This window comes from Cupriavidus sp. KK10 (assembly GCF_018223725.1).
In the GTDB taxonomy this organism is placed as follows: domain Bacteria; phylum Pseudomonadota; class Gammaproteobacteria; order Burkholderiales; family Burkholderiaceae; genus Cupriavidus; species Cupriavidus necator.
The window spans coordinates 438,022-452,230 of record NZ_CP073678.1 but is presented as its reverse complement, the minus strand read 5'-3'; the positions used below and the strand labels follow the sequence as shown (position 1 = coordinate 452,230).

Genomic DNA, 14,209 nt, shown 5'->3' with positions numbered 1-14,209 from the left:
GAAAAGAGCGCGCAACCTCATATCAACCCAGCACAGATTGCGGGCAATCAGCGCACACCCTGTCCGGAGAGACTCTGGGTTTGCTTGGGCGTTTGCGATGTCGTCGTAGTCCGCAGCCGACCTATGCTGCCTCAGCATAAATGTTAGATGAAATCTGGGGCTACCGGTACCGGCGCAGCAACCCCATCATTCATTCCAACGCAGCGACCACGACACAAGTCGTGAGCGTTCCGCCCAATGTGAATTCTTAGGAGCTACTGTCATGACAGCGAAGCTGTTTCACTGCTCAAACCGGGGAAAGCGACATGGACTATCTTGACACGCTGATGCGGCGGAACGTTGAGTTTGCCGACCGTGGCTTCAACCCGACGCTCCGAATGATGCCGACAAGTAAGTCGCTCATTATCGGGTGCGTCGACCCGCGCGTTGACCCTATGGATATTCTCAAGCTCGCGCCGGGCGAAGCGGCGATTTTCCGCAACGTCGGCGGCCGGGTGACTCCGGCGCTGTCCGAGACGCTCCAGATTCTGCGCACGGTCAAGCATGCGGCAGGCGGCAACAGCGGTCCCGACTCGAATCTCATCGTCTTGCACCATACGGACTGCGGCATCAAGCACTGCTACTGCCATGAGCCAGAGCTGCTGGCTAAACATATGGGCGTCAAGACTGATGAACTCGATACGCTTGAAATTAACGACCCGTACAAGGCAGTAGCGCTCGATGTGGCGGCGCTCAGGGCAGGCCCTGCTGTTTCCGGCGGCTACACGGTCTCGGGTCTCGTGTACGACGTTGCAACCGGCAAGGTCGAGGTAGTTGTTCCACCCTCGCGTCTCTGAGCGGCTGAGAGCGGCCCGGGCCCAGGCTTCTCTATGTGCCCCTCACGACTCTATGCAGTCAGGCAAGTGCGTAGCGCTGCCAGGGAATAACACTGTATTGGGGAACGTGATGTCGCAGTTTCCGTTCGCCAACGCAAAGTCTCGCTGGCCGCCTGCCGGCATCTGAATTTTGGCTACTTGTACACGTTGATTATGAATGTCACATGGATAAGGATTGAAGTGGCAGGCGCGGTGGCGGGAACGCTGGCCTTGGCCGCATGCGGGCAAAAGCCGCCAGTGCATCCACCAGCTCTGCCAGAAGTGGGCGTGATTGCGGTCGCGCCGCAAGCGATCGCAACGACAACCGAACTGCCTGGCCGCACGAACGCCTTTCTTGTCGCACAGGTTCGGGCACGCGTCGATGGGATTGTGCAGCACCGCGGATTTAACGAAGGTGAGGATGTCAAGGAAGGGCAACGCCTCTACAAGATCGACCCGGCGCCATACATCGCCGCGTCGAACAGCGCAAAGGCGTCGCTCGCGAAGGCCAGGGCAAATGCCGCCGCCGCCGCCGCCCTCGCGGAGCGTGATAAACCACTGGTGGCCGCAAATGCCATCAGCAAGCAGGAATATGACAACGCGGTGGCAGCGGCCGGGCAAGCTGCAGCCGAAGTGGCCGCGGCGAAGGCAGCGGTCGAAACAGCGCAGATCAATCTCCACTACACGGACGTGATATCGCCGATCTCAGGCCGGGTCGGCATCTCGCAAGTGACACCCGGCGCGTATGTGCAGACGAGTCAGGCGACGCTGATGGCGACGGTCCAGCAACTGGATCCGATGTACGTGGACCTGACGCAATCGAGTGTCGACGGCTTGCGACTGCGCCGCGAATTCGCAGAAGGGAAGCTTGACACAGCCGGACCGAATGCCGCTGCGGTTACGCTTACCCTCGAAGATGGGCGCGCTTACCCATTGCAAGGCAAATTGCAATTCTCGGATGTAACCGTCGATCAGACCACCGGATCGGTGACGATCCGCGCGATTTTCCCCAACCCGAACCATGTTCTGCTGCCGGGCATGTTCGTGCGCGCGCGCATTCAGGAGGGCTTAAGACAGGACGCGTACCTGGTGCCGCAAATCGGCATCACCCATGATCAGAAGGGCCACGCAACGGCGCTTGTCGTCGGCCAGGATAGCAAGGTGCTGTTGCGTCAGGTCGTGGCGTCATCGACTTCCGGAACAAACTGGATTGTCGAAAGCGGCCTGAAGGCGGGAGACCGCGTAGTCGTGGAGGGGACTGAGAAAGTACGCCCCGGCATGGTCGTGAAAACCATTGCGGCGCGGTAAGGGACGCATATGGCCAATTTCTTTATTGATCGTCCCATCTTTGCCTGGGTCATTGCCATCATCCTGATGCTGGCGGGTGCGGCGTCGCTCTCCAAGCTGCCGGTAGCGCAGTATCCGACGATCGCACCGCCGTCGATCCAGGTCACGGCGACTTACCCCGGTGCGTCCGCGAAGACCGTGGAAGACACCGTTACCCAGGTGATCGAACAGCAGATGAATGGTCTCGATCACTTGCTCTATATTTCGTCCCAGTCGGACGACTTCGGCAACGCGACCACCACGCTGACGTTTGCGGCCGGAACAAATCCCGATACCGCACAGGTGCAGGTACAGAACAAGTTGTCTCTGGCGACACCACTGTTGCCGCAGGCGGTTCAGCAACTGGGGACAAAGGTCACCAAGTCGAGCAGCAGCTTTTTGCTGACCCTCGCTTTTGTCTCTGAAGACGGGAGCATGAACAAATATGACCTTGCCAACTATGTAGCCTCGAAGGTGCAGGATCCCATCAGCCGGATCAACGGCGTCGGCACCGTGACACTTCTTGGCGGCACGCAGTTCGCGATGCGTGTATGGCTGGACCCAAACAAGCTGGATGACTTCGGGCTGACCCCGGTCGACGTCGAGCAGGCGTTACAGGCGCAGAACGTCCAAGTGGCTTCCGGCCAGCTCGGCGGCACGCCTTCTGTTCCCGGCCAAGCGCTACAGGCGACCATTACGGAGGCGACGTTGCTGCGCTCGCCGGAGCAGTTCGGCAGCGTTCTCCTGAAGGTCAGTAAGGACGGCTCACAGGTCCGCATCAAGGATGTGGGACGTGTCGAACTCGGCGGCGAAAACTTTAACATCGAAACGAAATACAACGGCCAACCTGCCGCAGGCGTTGGCATCTCTCTCGCGACCGGCGCGAACGCCCTGGCGACGGCAAAGGACGTGCGACAGAAGATCGACGAGCTCTCGAAGTATTTTCCGCACGGTCTTGTCGTGAAGTATCCGTATGACACGACGCCATTCGTGAAGCTGTCAATCGAGGACGTCGTCAAGACGCTGCTCGAGGGCATCGTTCTCGTGTTTCTCGTGATGTACCTGTTCTTGCAGAACCTGCGCGCCACGCTGATCCCGACAATCGCGGTACCCGTGGTGCTGCTGGGGACGTTTGCCGTGATGGCTGCGGTGGGATTCTCGATCAACGTGCTGTCGATGTTCGGCCTGGTGCTCGCCATTGGCCTGCTGGTGGACGATGCGATCGTCGTGGTCGAGAACGTCGAGCGGGTCATGGTGGAAGAGGGCCTGCCCCCGCGCGAGGCCACGCGCAAGGCGATGAGACAGATCACTGGCGCGCTGGTGGGTGTGGCGCTCGTGCTGTCGGCGGTGTTCGTGCCGGTGGCGTTCTCGGGCGGTTCGGTGGGCGCAATCTACCGGCAGTTCTCCCTGACCATCGTGGCAGCGATGGTGCTGTCCGTGCTGGTTGCGCTGGTCCTGACGCCCGCGCTGTGCGCGACGATCCTGAAGCCGATTCCGCGAGGCCATCACGAAGAAAAGACTGGCTTCTTCGGCTGGTTCAACCGGACCTTCGACAGAAGCCGCGATCAGTATCATGCCGGTGTGTCTCATGTGATCAGCCGCTCGGGTCGCTGGCTCATCATCTATGTCGCGGTGATTGCCGCAGTCGGCCTGCTGTTCGTGAAGCTGCCGAAGTCGTTCCTGCCGGACGAGGATCAGGGAACGTTGTACGTGCTGGTCCGCACGCCCGCCGGTTCGACCCAGGAAACCACCGCGCGTACCCTGAAGGATGTTACCGACTATCTGCTCAAGGACGAAAAGAGCATCGTCGAGGCCGCGTTCACGGTAAACGGCTTCAGCTTCGCGGGGCGCGGCCAGAATTCTGCGCTTGTCTTCATCCGCCTGAAGGATTATGCGCTGCGGCAACGCGCCGATCAGACTGCGCAAGCACTGGTCGCCCGACTCGCCACGCGGTTCGCGCCTTACAAGACTGCATTGGTCGTACCGATCAACCCGCCCTCGATACCTGAACTGGGGACGGCATCCGGCTTCGATTTCGAACTCGAGGACCGCGCCGGTGTGGGGCACGACGTGTTGATGGCGGCGCGCAACCGACTGCTTGAGCCCGCGGCGAAGGACCCCGAGCTCGCGCGCGTACGGCCGAATGGCCTGAACGACACACCGCAGTTCAAGGTGGATATCGATCGGGAGAAGGCCCTGGCGCTCGGTGTCACTCCGGCTGCCATCGACCAGACGTTCTCGATCGCATGGGCATCGCACTACGTGAACAACTTCCTCGATACCGATAACCGGATCAAGAAGGTGTATGTGCAGGGCGATGCGCCGTTCCGGAAGTCGCCGGGAGACCTTGACCTCTGGTATGTGCGCAACGCCTCGGGAGGGATGGTGCCCTTCAGCGCGTTCGCGACCGGCCATTGGACGTACGGGTCGCCGAAGCTCGAACGCTACAACGGTGTGTCGGCGGTCGAAATCCAGGGCGCGGCCGCGCCGGGCAAGAGTACAGGGCAGGCGATAGCCGCAATGGAGAAGATCGCGGCACAACTTCCGAAGGGTGTCGGCTTTGAATGGACCGGTCTGTCGCTCCAGGAAATAGAGTCCGGTTCACAGGCGACAGTCTTGTACGGCATCTCGGTTCTCGTCGTGTTTCTGTGTCTCGCGGCGCTCTATGAGAGCTGGTCTATCCCGCTCTCGGTGATCCTGGTCGTGCCGCTCGGCGTGATCGGCGCACTCCTGGCAACGACACTGCGCGGACTCGAGAACGACGTGTTCTTCCAGGTGGGTCTGTTGACCACAGTGGGCTTGTCCGCGAAGAACGCGATCCTGATCGTGGAGTTTGCGCGGGAACTGCAGCAGTCCCATGGCATGGGACCCGTGGCAGCGGCGCTCGAGGCGTCCCGCTTGCGGCTGCGTCCGATTTTGATGACGTCTCTGGCGTTCATCCTCGGCGTGTTTCCGCTCGCCATCAGCCTTGGCGCAGGATCGGCAAGCCAACACGCGATTGGCACGGGCGTTATCGGCGGGATGCTGACGGCGACCTTCTTTGCCATTTTCATGATCCCCATGTTCTTTGTCGTGGTCCGTTCGAAGTTCTCCGGTGAGAAGCGGAAATCGACCCAAACGTACCCGCACGACGAACCGCACCAACCCGATGGTTCCTGCGAGCGCATCAAGGTTGGTGTCGACGCTGATACGGCCAGTTGAGGATAGTGGAATGCGAAAACTTTCGTTGGCGACAATCGTGGTCGCGCTTTGGATCACCGGGTGCACGATGGCGCCGCACTACCGCCGCCCGGATGCGCCGGTGTCGGCATCGTTTCCGAACGGCGGCGTCTATCAGACGCAGTCGCCGGAAGCGAGTGGCAAGCGCTCGGCGAACGGACAGGCGGCACCGGATATAGGCTGGCGCGACTTCTTCGTCGACCGGAGCCTGCAGCAACTTATCGGGATCGCGCTGAGGAACAACCGCGACTTGCGCGTGGCAGTCCTCAACATCGAGGCTGCACGCGCGCAATATCAGATCACGCGAGCAGGATTGCTTCCAGCGGTCGGCGCAGCGGCGTCGCAGAGCAAACAACGCACTCCGCCAGACCTGTCGCGGATGTCGCAGACAGTTTCGGACGTATATTCCGTCGGCCTGAACGCGTCTTGGGAGATCGACTTGTTTGGTCGGATCCGAAGTCTCAAGGACCAGGCGCTCTCCCAATATCTCGCCACGGCGCAGGCTCGCAAGGCGGCCGAGCTCTCACTTGTCTCCCAGGTGGCGGACCAGTATCTGACAATGCTCGCTTATGATGAGCTGATCGCGGTGACGCAGGATACGCTCAATACTGCGCAGGGTTCCTATCGGCTCACGCAGTTGAAGTTCGACAACGGCACTGGTTCCGAGCTCGATCTGCGTCAGGCGCAGACCGTGGTCGACCAGGCGCAGGCGAGCCTGCAGGCCCAGGCACGTGCGCGCGCTCAGGCCGAGAACTTGCTCGTTCTCCTGATCGGCGAACCATTGCCTTCGGATCTTGCGCCGGGCGCCGGTCTCGACAGCCAGGATTTGCTGGAGGACATTCCAGCGGGCCTGCCCTCCGATCTGCTGAGCCGCCGGCCGGATATCATGGAAGCCGAAGAGAACCTCCTGGCGGCGAATGCGAATATCGGCGCAGCGCGCGCCGCGTTCTTTCCGAAGGTTACGCTGACCGGCACTTTCGGCACGCTCAGTCCGTCGCTGGGCGGGCTGTTCAAGCCAGGTTCCGCGGCTTGGGCCTTTGGGCCACAGATCTCCATACCGATTTTCGAAGGCGGAACAAACCTGGCAAACCTCGATCTCGCGGAGGTACGAAAGGAGATCCAGGTCGCGCAATACGAAAGGGCGATCCAGGCCGCATTTCGCGAAGTGGCCGACGGGCTTGCCGCACGCGGTACATACGATCAAGAGATCGAAGCCCGTCAGCGTGACACGTTGGCCGAACAACGCAGGCTCGAACTGTCGCAACTGCGGTATCGGAGCGGCGTAGACAGCTATCTGTCCGTTTTGACTGCGCAAAATGACCTATACGCGTCGCGTCAGTCATTGATCACTACGCGGGTGCAGCGTCTGACGAGCCTCGTCGGTCTGTATCGCACGCTCGGCGGTGGGTGGATCGAGCGATCAGGCGAAGCGCCGCGTCCTGCAGACGCGCCCGGCGCCGGCTAAGGAGCAAGCGGCGCCAGCAAAGAGCAGTCTGCGCGGGGCGCTTGCGACTAGGCGGCGGTGCGAGGAAGTGGCATAGCGGCGAGCAACAGAGGACTGCCCCAAGGCTTGTTGCGGGTCGATATGCCAAGCATGACGGAAGAAAGGCAACGATACCGGTGGATGGGAATTTACGACTTCGATCTCGACGCAACGCTGGTTTGCACACCATCGCCTGAAGAGACGATAACGAAGGTGCTGAGTGATCTTACCGCCGAGCCATTTATCGAAGGAGTACCGTAGCAATGGATGACAGCGGACATAGCAGCATCTCTTTTTCGGTGGTTTGACTCGCGACAGCGGAGGCCGACAGCATGCCGTCGCAGGTGCCAACGAATGCGAGAGTGAGCCTTGGAAGGTGTGACGGATGCTCTTGTTTCAGCCGGCGGCGGTGCCGCTTGCCGCATCATCGCGGCGGAGACTGGCAAAGTCGGCGGGCCGCTTTCCAAGGAATGCGGCAATGCCTTCAGCGGCTTCCGCGCCCCCCTGCGCCACCGCCATTGCGGTCCGCTCGGCTTCCAACTGGTCGTCAAGCGTGCGTTCGTGTGCATGCCGGCACAGCGCCTTGATCGAAGCCATGGCATGCAGCGGCCCTTGTGCAAGCCGCGCCGCCAGCGTGATTGCCGCCGCGCCGGCCTGTCCTGCCGCAGCCAGCTTGTTGACAACCCCGTGGTGCTCCAATTGTTCGGCCGTAATGCGATCACCAGTAAGTGCCAACTGCGTCAGCAATTGCCGCGACAGGCTCTGGGCCAGCAGGCCCGTGATGCCGCCGTCGGGTGTCAGCCCGACCTTGACATAGGCGATCGAGAAGGCCGCGTCGGCGGATGCCACGAGGAGGTCGCAGGCCAGTGCGAGAGAGAAACCCGCGCCTGCGGCACCACCTTCGACCGCAGCAACGATCGGCTTGGGAAAGTCGCGCAGCTTGCACACCACGTCGTGCAGATGCCCCAGGCGCTCGATGCGCGCTTCGTAGTTCAGTCCCCGCCGCTTGCTGATCAGTTCGAGGTCGCCGCCTGCACAGAAATAATTGTCGGCGCCGGTCAGCACGATCGCGCCGATGTCCGGATCATCCGCCGCGGCGGCCAATGCGGTGCGGATGTTGTCATAGAGGTCCGCCGCAATGGCGTTGCGTTTACCGGGATTATTGATGGTCAGTACCAGTACGCGGTCTTCCTTGCGCTGCAGCAACGAAGAGAAGGTAGTCATGACGTGATATCCAAAAGTGGGCGAGGGCCAATCAGACAGCGATCTTGAGGCTCCTGGCAATGCGGATCAGCTTGGCGTGCTCGCTGCGGAGGAAGGCTTGCGCCTGAGCCACCGTCATCGGCTCAATCGCGCGCTGAAGGTTGACGGTGCGGCGGGTACGGTTCTCGGGGCTCGCCACCCAGGCGTTCATGGCCTCCACCACGCGTGCCATCACCGGGTCCGGGGTATTCGGCGGGGCCAGAACGGCCGCCCACTGGCTGTATTCGAAGTCGGCCAGGTCCTTGCGCTCCGAGAGCGCGGGCACGTCGGGCAACGACGGATGCCGGCCCTTGCTGGCGACCGCGATCGGCCTGAAGCGGCCGGACTTGATCATCCCGTAGGTCGGGCCTCCCATCGGGATGAACGTCAGGTCGACCTGTGAACCGACGATGTCGCTGGTGACAGGGGCCGCGCCTTTGTATGGCACCTCCAGGAAGCGCGCGCCGGTGCGCGCCTGGAAGTCGGCGCCGACTAGGTGTGGCGCCGAGCCGGGGCCCCAGTGGGCCAGGGATAGCGGACGGTTCTTTGGATTCTTCGCATAGGCGATGATCTCGTCGACGCTCTTGAACGGCAACGAGGGGTTGGAGACCAGAATGAAGTCCGAAATCCCGCTAAAGCCCGCCAGCCTGAATGTGTCCGGCGAGTACTTCGCCGATGGGATGGTGAGCGGCGCGATCAGGAAGTCGATACCGGTGGTGCCCAGCAAGGTGTAGCCGTCAGGCGCGCTGCGCAGCACATTCATCGCGCAGATGGATCCGCTTGCGCCGGGAAGGTTGTCGGCAATGACGTTTTGCCCCAGTGTCCGCTTCATCACGACGGCCGCTGCACGGACCGATTCGTCCGCCGGACCGCCAGCGGGGAATGCGACCTTGACGACAACCGGTTTGCTCGGATAGGGCGCTTCCGCCCGCAGCCAGGATGGGGCAAGCAACGCCGGCACGGCACCGCAGGTGGCCTGCAAGAGGCGCCTGCGGGAAATCTGGATGGTCATGGTTGTCTCCTTCATGGTTGATGCATGCCGGCAGCACACCTCTTGTTATGGATGCGCCGGGGGTGAGGCGCTGCCGGCTTCCAACTCAATCTTGCCTGTGATGAGCCCCGTGGACGGGGCAGGCGCTACTCGTAGACCACCGTGTATTTGATGGTCAGCGTCGTGAAGGCCCGGCTGATGGTGGATACGGCAAGTTCCCTTTCCTCGTCGTTCAGGCTGGCGGGTAGCACCAGCGTGGACAGGATGCCCTGGTCCCCCCGGTCCTCGATGCGGATATCGACAAGAGGCACCGGCGTGTCCGCCTTGATCTCGGCAAGCATCTGCCGTTGTGCCCGCAGTACCGCGTCACTTCGCAGCGAGTTCTTCTGGATCTTGCCGACCGCAGTCTTCGGGATGGCGTCGACCAGGTAGAACTGCTTGGGCACGGCGGCCCGTTCCGGGATCACCTCATACGCGTAGTGCTTGATGCGGCCAAGCGGGTAGGTGCTGCCCGGCTTGAGCGAGATATAGGCAACCGGCAGCTCGCCGGCATGCGCGTCCGGCAGGCCGACCGCGGCGGCATCGAACACCTCGGGATGTCGATACAGGGCCTCCTCGATCATGCGCGGATCGATATTGTTGCCGCCGCGGATGATCAGGTCCTTGGCCCGGCCCGTCAGCCACATGTAGCCATCCTCGTCCGCGTAGCCCAGGTCACCGGTATTGAACCAGCCGCCTTCGAACCAGATGCTCTTGTTCTGCTCCGGGTTCAGGTAGCCGGCAAAGATATTGGGCCCGCGCACCACCACGATGCCGGACTCGCCCGGCTCGCACTCGCGCTCGATGCGTCCGCCGGCGGCCTTGACGACCTTCATCTCCTGGTAGGCCATGGGCAGGCCGATGGAACCGATGCGCCGCTGGCCATAGCGTGGGTTGGTGGCACTCAGCGCGGTGCCTTCGGTCAGCCCGTAGCCTTCGAAGATCGTCGCGCCGGTCTTCTGCTCGAACGCCTCGGCGACGGCGACCGACAACGGGGCTGTGCCGCAGCTTGCCATCTTTAGTGAGCTGATGTCGGCGTCTCCGATCGGGATGTTCAGCGCCATGTTGACCACGCTCGGCACCATGCTCAGGGCGGTGACGCCAAAGTGTTCCACGATCTGCCACAGGTTGCGGATGACGGAAGGGTCGCGCCATCCGCTCGATGTCAGCAGCACGACCGAGGCGCCGCGTGCCAGCGGCATCAGGCAACTGGTGAGCACGCCGGTGACGTGGAACATCGGTACTCCGCACACCCGCACGTCTTCTTGCTGGACGTCGAACTGCATCGCGCTGACCCATGCCATCGTCACTTCGTTGCCGTGGGTATGCAGCGCAAGCTTCGGCGTGCCGGTGGTGCCGCCAGTATGGAACATGGAGGCCGTGTCCTGCGACGAAAAGACACGCTTGCTGTCAAGCGTGTCGCCATCGAAGCGAGCCAGTTCCGCGTCGAGATCCACGATGCCTTCCTCGCTTGCCTTGCCACCGCCGGCCTTGATCCAGTGCTGCACGCCGGGCAGCTCGCGCCGTATCAGCATGGCCTTGTTCCAGGCTTCGATATCCACGTCGGGGCCGTAGGCAATCACGGCCTTGGCGCCGGCGTTGCGCAGCAGGGCTGCGATGATTTCCGGCTCCAGCATCCAGTTGACCGGGCAGGCAATGCCTGCCGCTTCGCTGCCCCAGATTGCGTACTGCGACTCCGGGGTCACCGGCATCAGCACCCCGATCACGTCATCGGGACCCAGGCCGAGCGAATGCAGCAAGTTGGCCGTCTGCGTAATGCGCCCGAACAGCTGCGCATGAGTGATGGTGACCGATTTGCCCAGTTCATCCCCGGAGGTGAAGTAGTGCAAGGCAGGTGCGTCCGGCGAACGGTCCCGCGCCAGGCGCAGCAGCTCGTAGGTGCTGTCGGGCAAGCCACGTTCGGCGATAGGGGTTTGCTCGAAGCGGCGGAGATCGGCGAGCGCCGTCACCGTGAGCCGCGGCGTGTACGGGTCCGCTTTCACAGTACCGGCCACCGTGGCCACGACTGCCGGAACGTGTGTGTTCAGCGTGGTCATGATCAGACTCCGCGGTAGACAGGACGACGCTTGTTCAGGAATGCTTCGCCGCCTTCGTGCATGTCTTCCGTGCTGAATAGCGTGGCAAACGCCAGCTGCTCCAGCATCAGCGCCGTGTCGAGGCTGGCGTCCTGACCGTTGTTGATCATCAGCTTGGCCATGGCGATCGAATGGGGCGACTTTTCGGCAATGCGGTGCACATAGGCCGTCGCTTCAGCGAGCAACTCGCCGGCAGGCACCACCTTGTTGACCAGGCCGATCCGGTAGGCCTCGTCCGCCTTGATGATTTCGCCGGTAAAGATCATCTCCTTGGCGCGGGTTGCCCCGACCAGCCGGGTCAGCCGCTGGGTGCCCCCGCGTCCCGGGATCAGGCCGACGTTGGTTTCGGTCTGCCCGAGCAGGGCGTTGTCCGCCGCGACGCGCAGATCGCACGCCATGGCCAGTTCCAGGCCACCGCCAAAGCACGGCCCGGCAATCGCGGCGATGACGGGAATGGTGCTGTGGTGGATCAGCGCCCACAGATCGGGCGCGCCGCTAGTCGGCACGAAGGCCTCGATCGGGCGCCGCGCCAGCATTTCGGGGATGTCGCCGCCAGCGACGAAGGCCTTGGTGCCACCCCACAGGACAATGCCGCGGACCGTGCGGTCGGCCATCAGCGACGACAGCGCCGCGTAGAGGTCGCTGCGCAGTCCGGTGTTGAGCGCGTTGTACTTCTCCAGTCGGTTCATGGTGACGACGGCGCAGGGGCCGTCACGGTCGATGAAGACCGTGTCGTATTCGGTAGTTTGGGTCATCTCTGTCTCCGCCATTTCGGTTGGCTGCTCAGTGAATGAACTCGAACAGGCCGGCCGCGCCCATTCCGCCGGCGGCGCACATGGTCACGACGCCGTACTTGGCCTTGCGGCGACGGCCTTCGAGCAGGATGTGGCCGGTCTGGCGTGCGCCTGTCATGCCATACGGGTGCCCGATGGCAATGGCGCCCCCGTTGACATTGACGCGCTCCAGCGGCAGGCCGAGCTTGTCGATGCAATACAGCGCCTGGCAGCCGAATGCCTCGTTGAGTTCCCACAGGTCGATATCGTCGATGGAGAGCTCGTTGCGCTCCAGCAGGCGCGGTACGGCAAGCACCGGACCAATGCCCATTTCGTCGGGCTCCACCCCGGCGGTAGCCAGGCCAACGAAGTAACCGAGCGGCTCCAGACCGCGCCGTTCCGCTTCGCGTTCGGACATCACCACCAGAGCCGCGGCCCCATCCGACAACTGGCTGGAATTGCCCGCTGTCACCTGGAAGCCCTCGCCCTTCACGGCCGGCAGCACACGCAGCCCTTCCAGGGTGGTGTCGGCGCGGACACCTTCGTCGGCCTCAAGCAGGAACTCGACCGATGACGTCTCGCCCGTCGCCTTGTCCGTCACCGACTTGATGCTTGCGAGTGGAACGATCTCCTCGTCAAAGCGGCCGGCCTCCTGTGCCGCGACGGTCAGCTGTTGGCTGCGCACCGAAAATTCGTCGGAACGCTCGCGCGACATGCCATAGCGCTTGGCCAGGATCTCCGCGGTATCGATCATATGCAGATAGACGTCGGGACGATTCTTCGCCAGCCATGCTTCCTGCTGCGCGACCTTCAGCGTGACCGGCTGCGAGAGGCTGATCGATTCGACCCCGCCCGCTACCATCACCGGCACCTTGTCGACGAGCACGCGTTGCGCGGCGAACGCGACCGCCTGCAGCCCGGAGGCGCAGAAGCGGGTCAGCGTGGTGCCGCTAACCGAGACCGGCAGGCCAGCGCGGATGCCGCCCGCGCGGGCCACGTTGCCGCCGGTGGCCGCGATGGGCTGGCCGCAGCCGAAAATGATGTCCTCGACTTCGCCGCCGTCGATGCCCGCGCGCTGGACGGCATGCTGAATCACATGACCGGCCATGGTTGCACCGTGAGTCATGTTGAAGGCGCCTCGGCTGGCCTTGCCGATCGGGGTGCGCGCATATGAAACGATCACTGCACGAGACATGGGTTCTCCTTTGGGATTGGGGGGGGCAAGCATTCAAAGCCTGCGAAACTTTATATAGACAGCGGATACATCTAGCGAAACGTGTTCCATTGGAACGAAGGACGGGCGGTGTAGAACGTGCCAGCTGTCTTGTCTGCTGTATCCCGACTTCAGCCTGTCGCTACACACGTCGTGTATCCACTGTCTACATACTAGGGTTGCATTCCAGGCAACGTCAAGAACTGGTTGGGAAAATTCGGGTTTACCTGCCTGTCTCGAAGAAGGAGGGCGCCGTGCGCGTGAAATGCAGGACCGGATCGCCGCTAGGGTTTGCACTAGGCATATCGTTCCTTGACGGTGGGCGGGCCTCTCCCTACGATATAGACGTTGGATAGATTGACCCGCTCGGCAGGAGGCGTTTCGCGCCTTCGCGGGATCGCGGTCGTGGCATGGCGCAAACCGGAGGACGTGAATGGAATTCACTGGTACACAAATTATCAAGGCTTCCAGAGCAGAGGTCTGGAAGCGGTTGAACGATCCGGCTACCTTCCAGCAATGTTTGCCGGGATGTGAGCAATACCAGCAGGGAACCGACGGTGGCTATGACGCAGTCATCGTCGCGTCCGTCGGGCCGATCAAGGCCAGGTTCAAGGGCACTGCCCGCTTTTCCCACCATGAGGAAGCCACTGGCTATCACATCGAAGGCAGCGGAAGCGGCGGCGTAGCGGGTTTCGGCAAGCTTGGCGCAACTGTCAGGCTGGAAGACGTCGAGGGCGGTACGTCCCTGCAATACGTCGCCGCGGCGCAGATGGGAGGGAAGCTGGCGCAGGTTGGCTCCCGCCTGGTGGGCTCTGTCGCGAACAAGTTTCTGGCGGAGTTTTTTTTACGCTTTGAGAAGCTGGTTAGTCAAGAGGCAGATGCGGGTAGTGTCCTGGAGCCGTCTCCTGAGTGAGCGTTGGCCGACCCTGGCAAGGGAGGAAAATTTTTTTTGCCCTTTAGTATTATGAACGTA

At 62.3% G+C, this 14,209-nt stretch carries 10 protein-coding genes; 5 read left to right on the top strand and 5 right to left on the bottom strand.

Features of this window, described 5'->3' with window-relative positions; translation table 11 throughout:
- The first annotated feature begins 305 nt into the window (after positions 1–305).
- The 4 genes from KB879_RS33360 to KB879_RS33345 all read left to right on the top strand — a co-directional run bounded on the left by KB879_RS33360 (position 306) and on the right by KB879_RS33345 (position 6,864).
- A complete protein-coding gene (locus tag KB879_RS33360; protein WP_211983782.1) occupies positions 306–836 on the top strand; it encodes a carbonic anhydrase in 531 nt (176 codons plus the stop codon).
- A gap of 192 nt (positions 837–1,028) precedes the next feature.
- Positions 1,029–2,162, top strand: a complete 1,134-nt coding sequence (locus KB879_RS33355) for an efflux RND transporter periplasmic adaptor subunit (protein WP_211984344.1) — start codon at positions 1,029–1,031, stop codon at positions 2,160–2,162.
- A 9-nt stretch (positions 2,163–2,171) separates the two neighbouring features.
- Positions 2,172–5,381, top strand: a complete 3,210-nt coding sequence (locus KB879_RS33350; protein ID WP_211983780.1) for an efflux RND transporter permease subunit — start codon at positions 2,172–2,174, stop codon at positions 5,379–5,381.
- Between the two features lie 10 nt (positions 5,382–5,391).
- Positions 5,392–6,864: an efflux transporter outer membrane subunit gene (locus tag KB879_RS33345; protein ID WP_211983778.1), complete on the top strand. Its 1,473-nt coding sequence runs from the start codon at positions 5,392–5,394 to the stop codon at positions 6,862–6,864.
- 414 nt (positions 6,865–7,278) lie between these two features.
- On the opposite strand, the gene KB879_RS33340 is transcribed toward KB879_RS33345, so the two are convergent.
- From KB879_RS33340 to KB879_RS33320, 5 genes are all read right to left on the bottom strand, one after another.
- Positions 7,279–8,106, bottom strand: coding sequence for an oxepin-CoA hydrolase, alternative type (locus KB879_RS33340; RefSeq protein ID WP_211983776.1), 828 nt, complete (start codon positions 8,104–8,106; stop codon positions 7,279–7,281).
- Positions 8,107–8,137: 31 nt separating this feature from the next.
- Positions 8,138–9,136 carry a tripartite tricarboxylate transporter substrate binding protein gene (locus KB879_RS33335; RefSeq protein WP_211983774.1) on the bottom strand — a complete coding sequence of 333 codons (999 nt, stop codon included), beginning with the start codon at positions 9,134–9,136 and terminating at the stop codon, positions 8,138–8,140.
- 125 nt (positions 9,137–9,261) lie between these two features.
- Positions 9,262–11,211: an acyl-CoA synthetase gene (locus KB879_RS33330; RefSeq protein WP_211983772.1), complete on the bottom strand. Its 1,950-nt coding sequence runs from the start codon at positions 11,209–11,211 to the stop codon at positions 9,262–9,264.
- Positions 11,212–11,213: 2 nt separating this feature from the next.
- A complete protein-coding gene (locus tag KB879_RS33325) occupies positions 11,214–12,005 on the bottom strand; it encodes an enoyl-CoA hydratase/isomerase family protein (protein ID WP_211983770.1) in 792 nt (263 codons plus the stop codon).
- Between the two features lie 28 nt (positions 12,006–12,033).
- Complete coding sequence (locus KB879_RS33320) at positions 12,034–13,218, bottom strand: acetyl-CoA C-acyltransferase (protein ID WP_211983768.1); 1,185 nt, start codon at positions 13,216–13,218, stop codon at positions 12,034–12,036.
- 451 nt (positions 13,219–13,669) lie between these two features.
- On the opposite strand from KB879_RS33320, the gene KB879_RS33315 reads away from it, so the two are divergent.
- Entirely contained in the window at positions 13,670–14,149 is a 480-nt protein-coding gene (locus tag KB879_RS33315; protein WP_211983765.1) for a carbon monoxide dehydrogenase subunit G, read from the top strand.
- Positions 14,150–14,209 lie beyond the last annotated feature (60 nt).

Excerpts from the sequence above, each read along its gene's own strand:
- KB879_RS33320 (WP_211983768.1), bottom strand. The coding sequence starts at position 13,218 with ATGTCTCGTGCAGTGATCGTTTCATATGCGCGCACCCCGATCGGCAAG.
- KB879_RS33345 (WP_211983778.1), top strand. The coding sequence starts at position 5,392 with ATGCGAAAACTTTCGTTGGCGACAATCGTGGTCGCGCTTTGGATCACC.
- KB879_RS33335 (WP_211983774.1), bottom strand. The coding sequence starts at position 9,136 with ATGACCATCCAGATTTCCCGCAGGCGCCTCTTGCAGGCCACCTGCGGT.
- KB879_RS33325 (WP_211983770.1), bottom strand. The coding sequence starts at position 12,005 with ATGACCCAAACTACCGAATACGACACGGTCTTCATCGACCGTGACGGC.
- KB879_RS33350 (WP_211983780.1), top strand. The coding sequence starts at position 2,172 with ATGGCCAATTTCTTTATTGATCGTCCCATCTTTGCCTGGGTCATTGCC.
- KB879_RS33340 (WP_211983776.1), bottom strand. The coding sequence starts at position 8,106 with ATGACTACCTTCTCTTCGTTGCTGCAGCGCAAGGAAGACCGCGTACTG.
- KB879_RS33330 (WP_211983772.1), bottom strand. The coding sequence starts at position 11,211 with ATGACCACGCTGAACACACACGTTCCGGCAGTCGTGGCCACGGTGGCC.
- KB879_RS33355 (WP_211984344.1), top strand. The coding sequence starts at position 1,029 with ATGAATGTCACATGGATAAGGATTGAAGTGGCAGGCGCGGTGGCGGGA.
- KB879_RS33360 (WP_211983782.1), top strand. The coding sequence starts at position 306 with ATGGACTATCTTGACACGCTGATGCGGCGGAACGTTGAGTTTGCCGAC.
- KB879_RS33315 (WP_211983765.1), top strand. The coding sequence starts at position 13,670 with ATGGAATTCACTGGTACACAAATTATCAAGGCTTCCAGAGCAGAGGTC.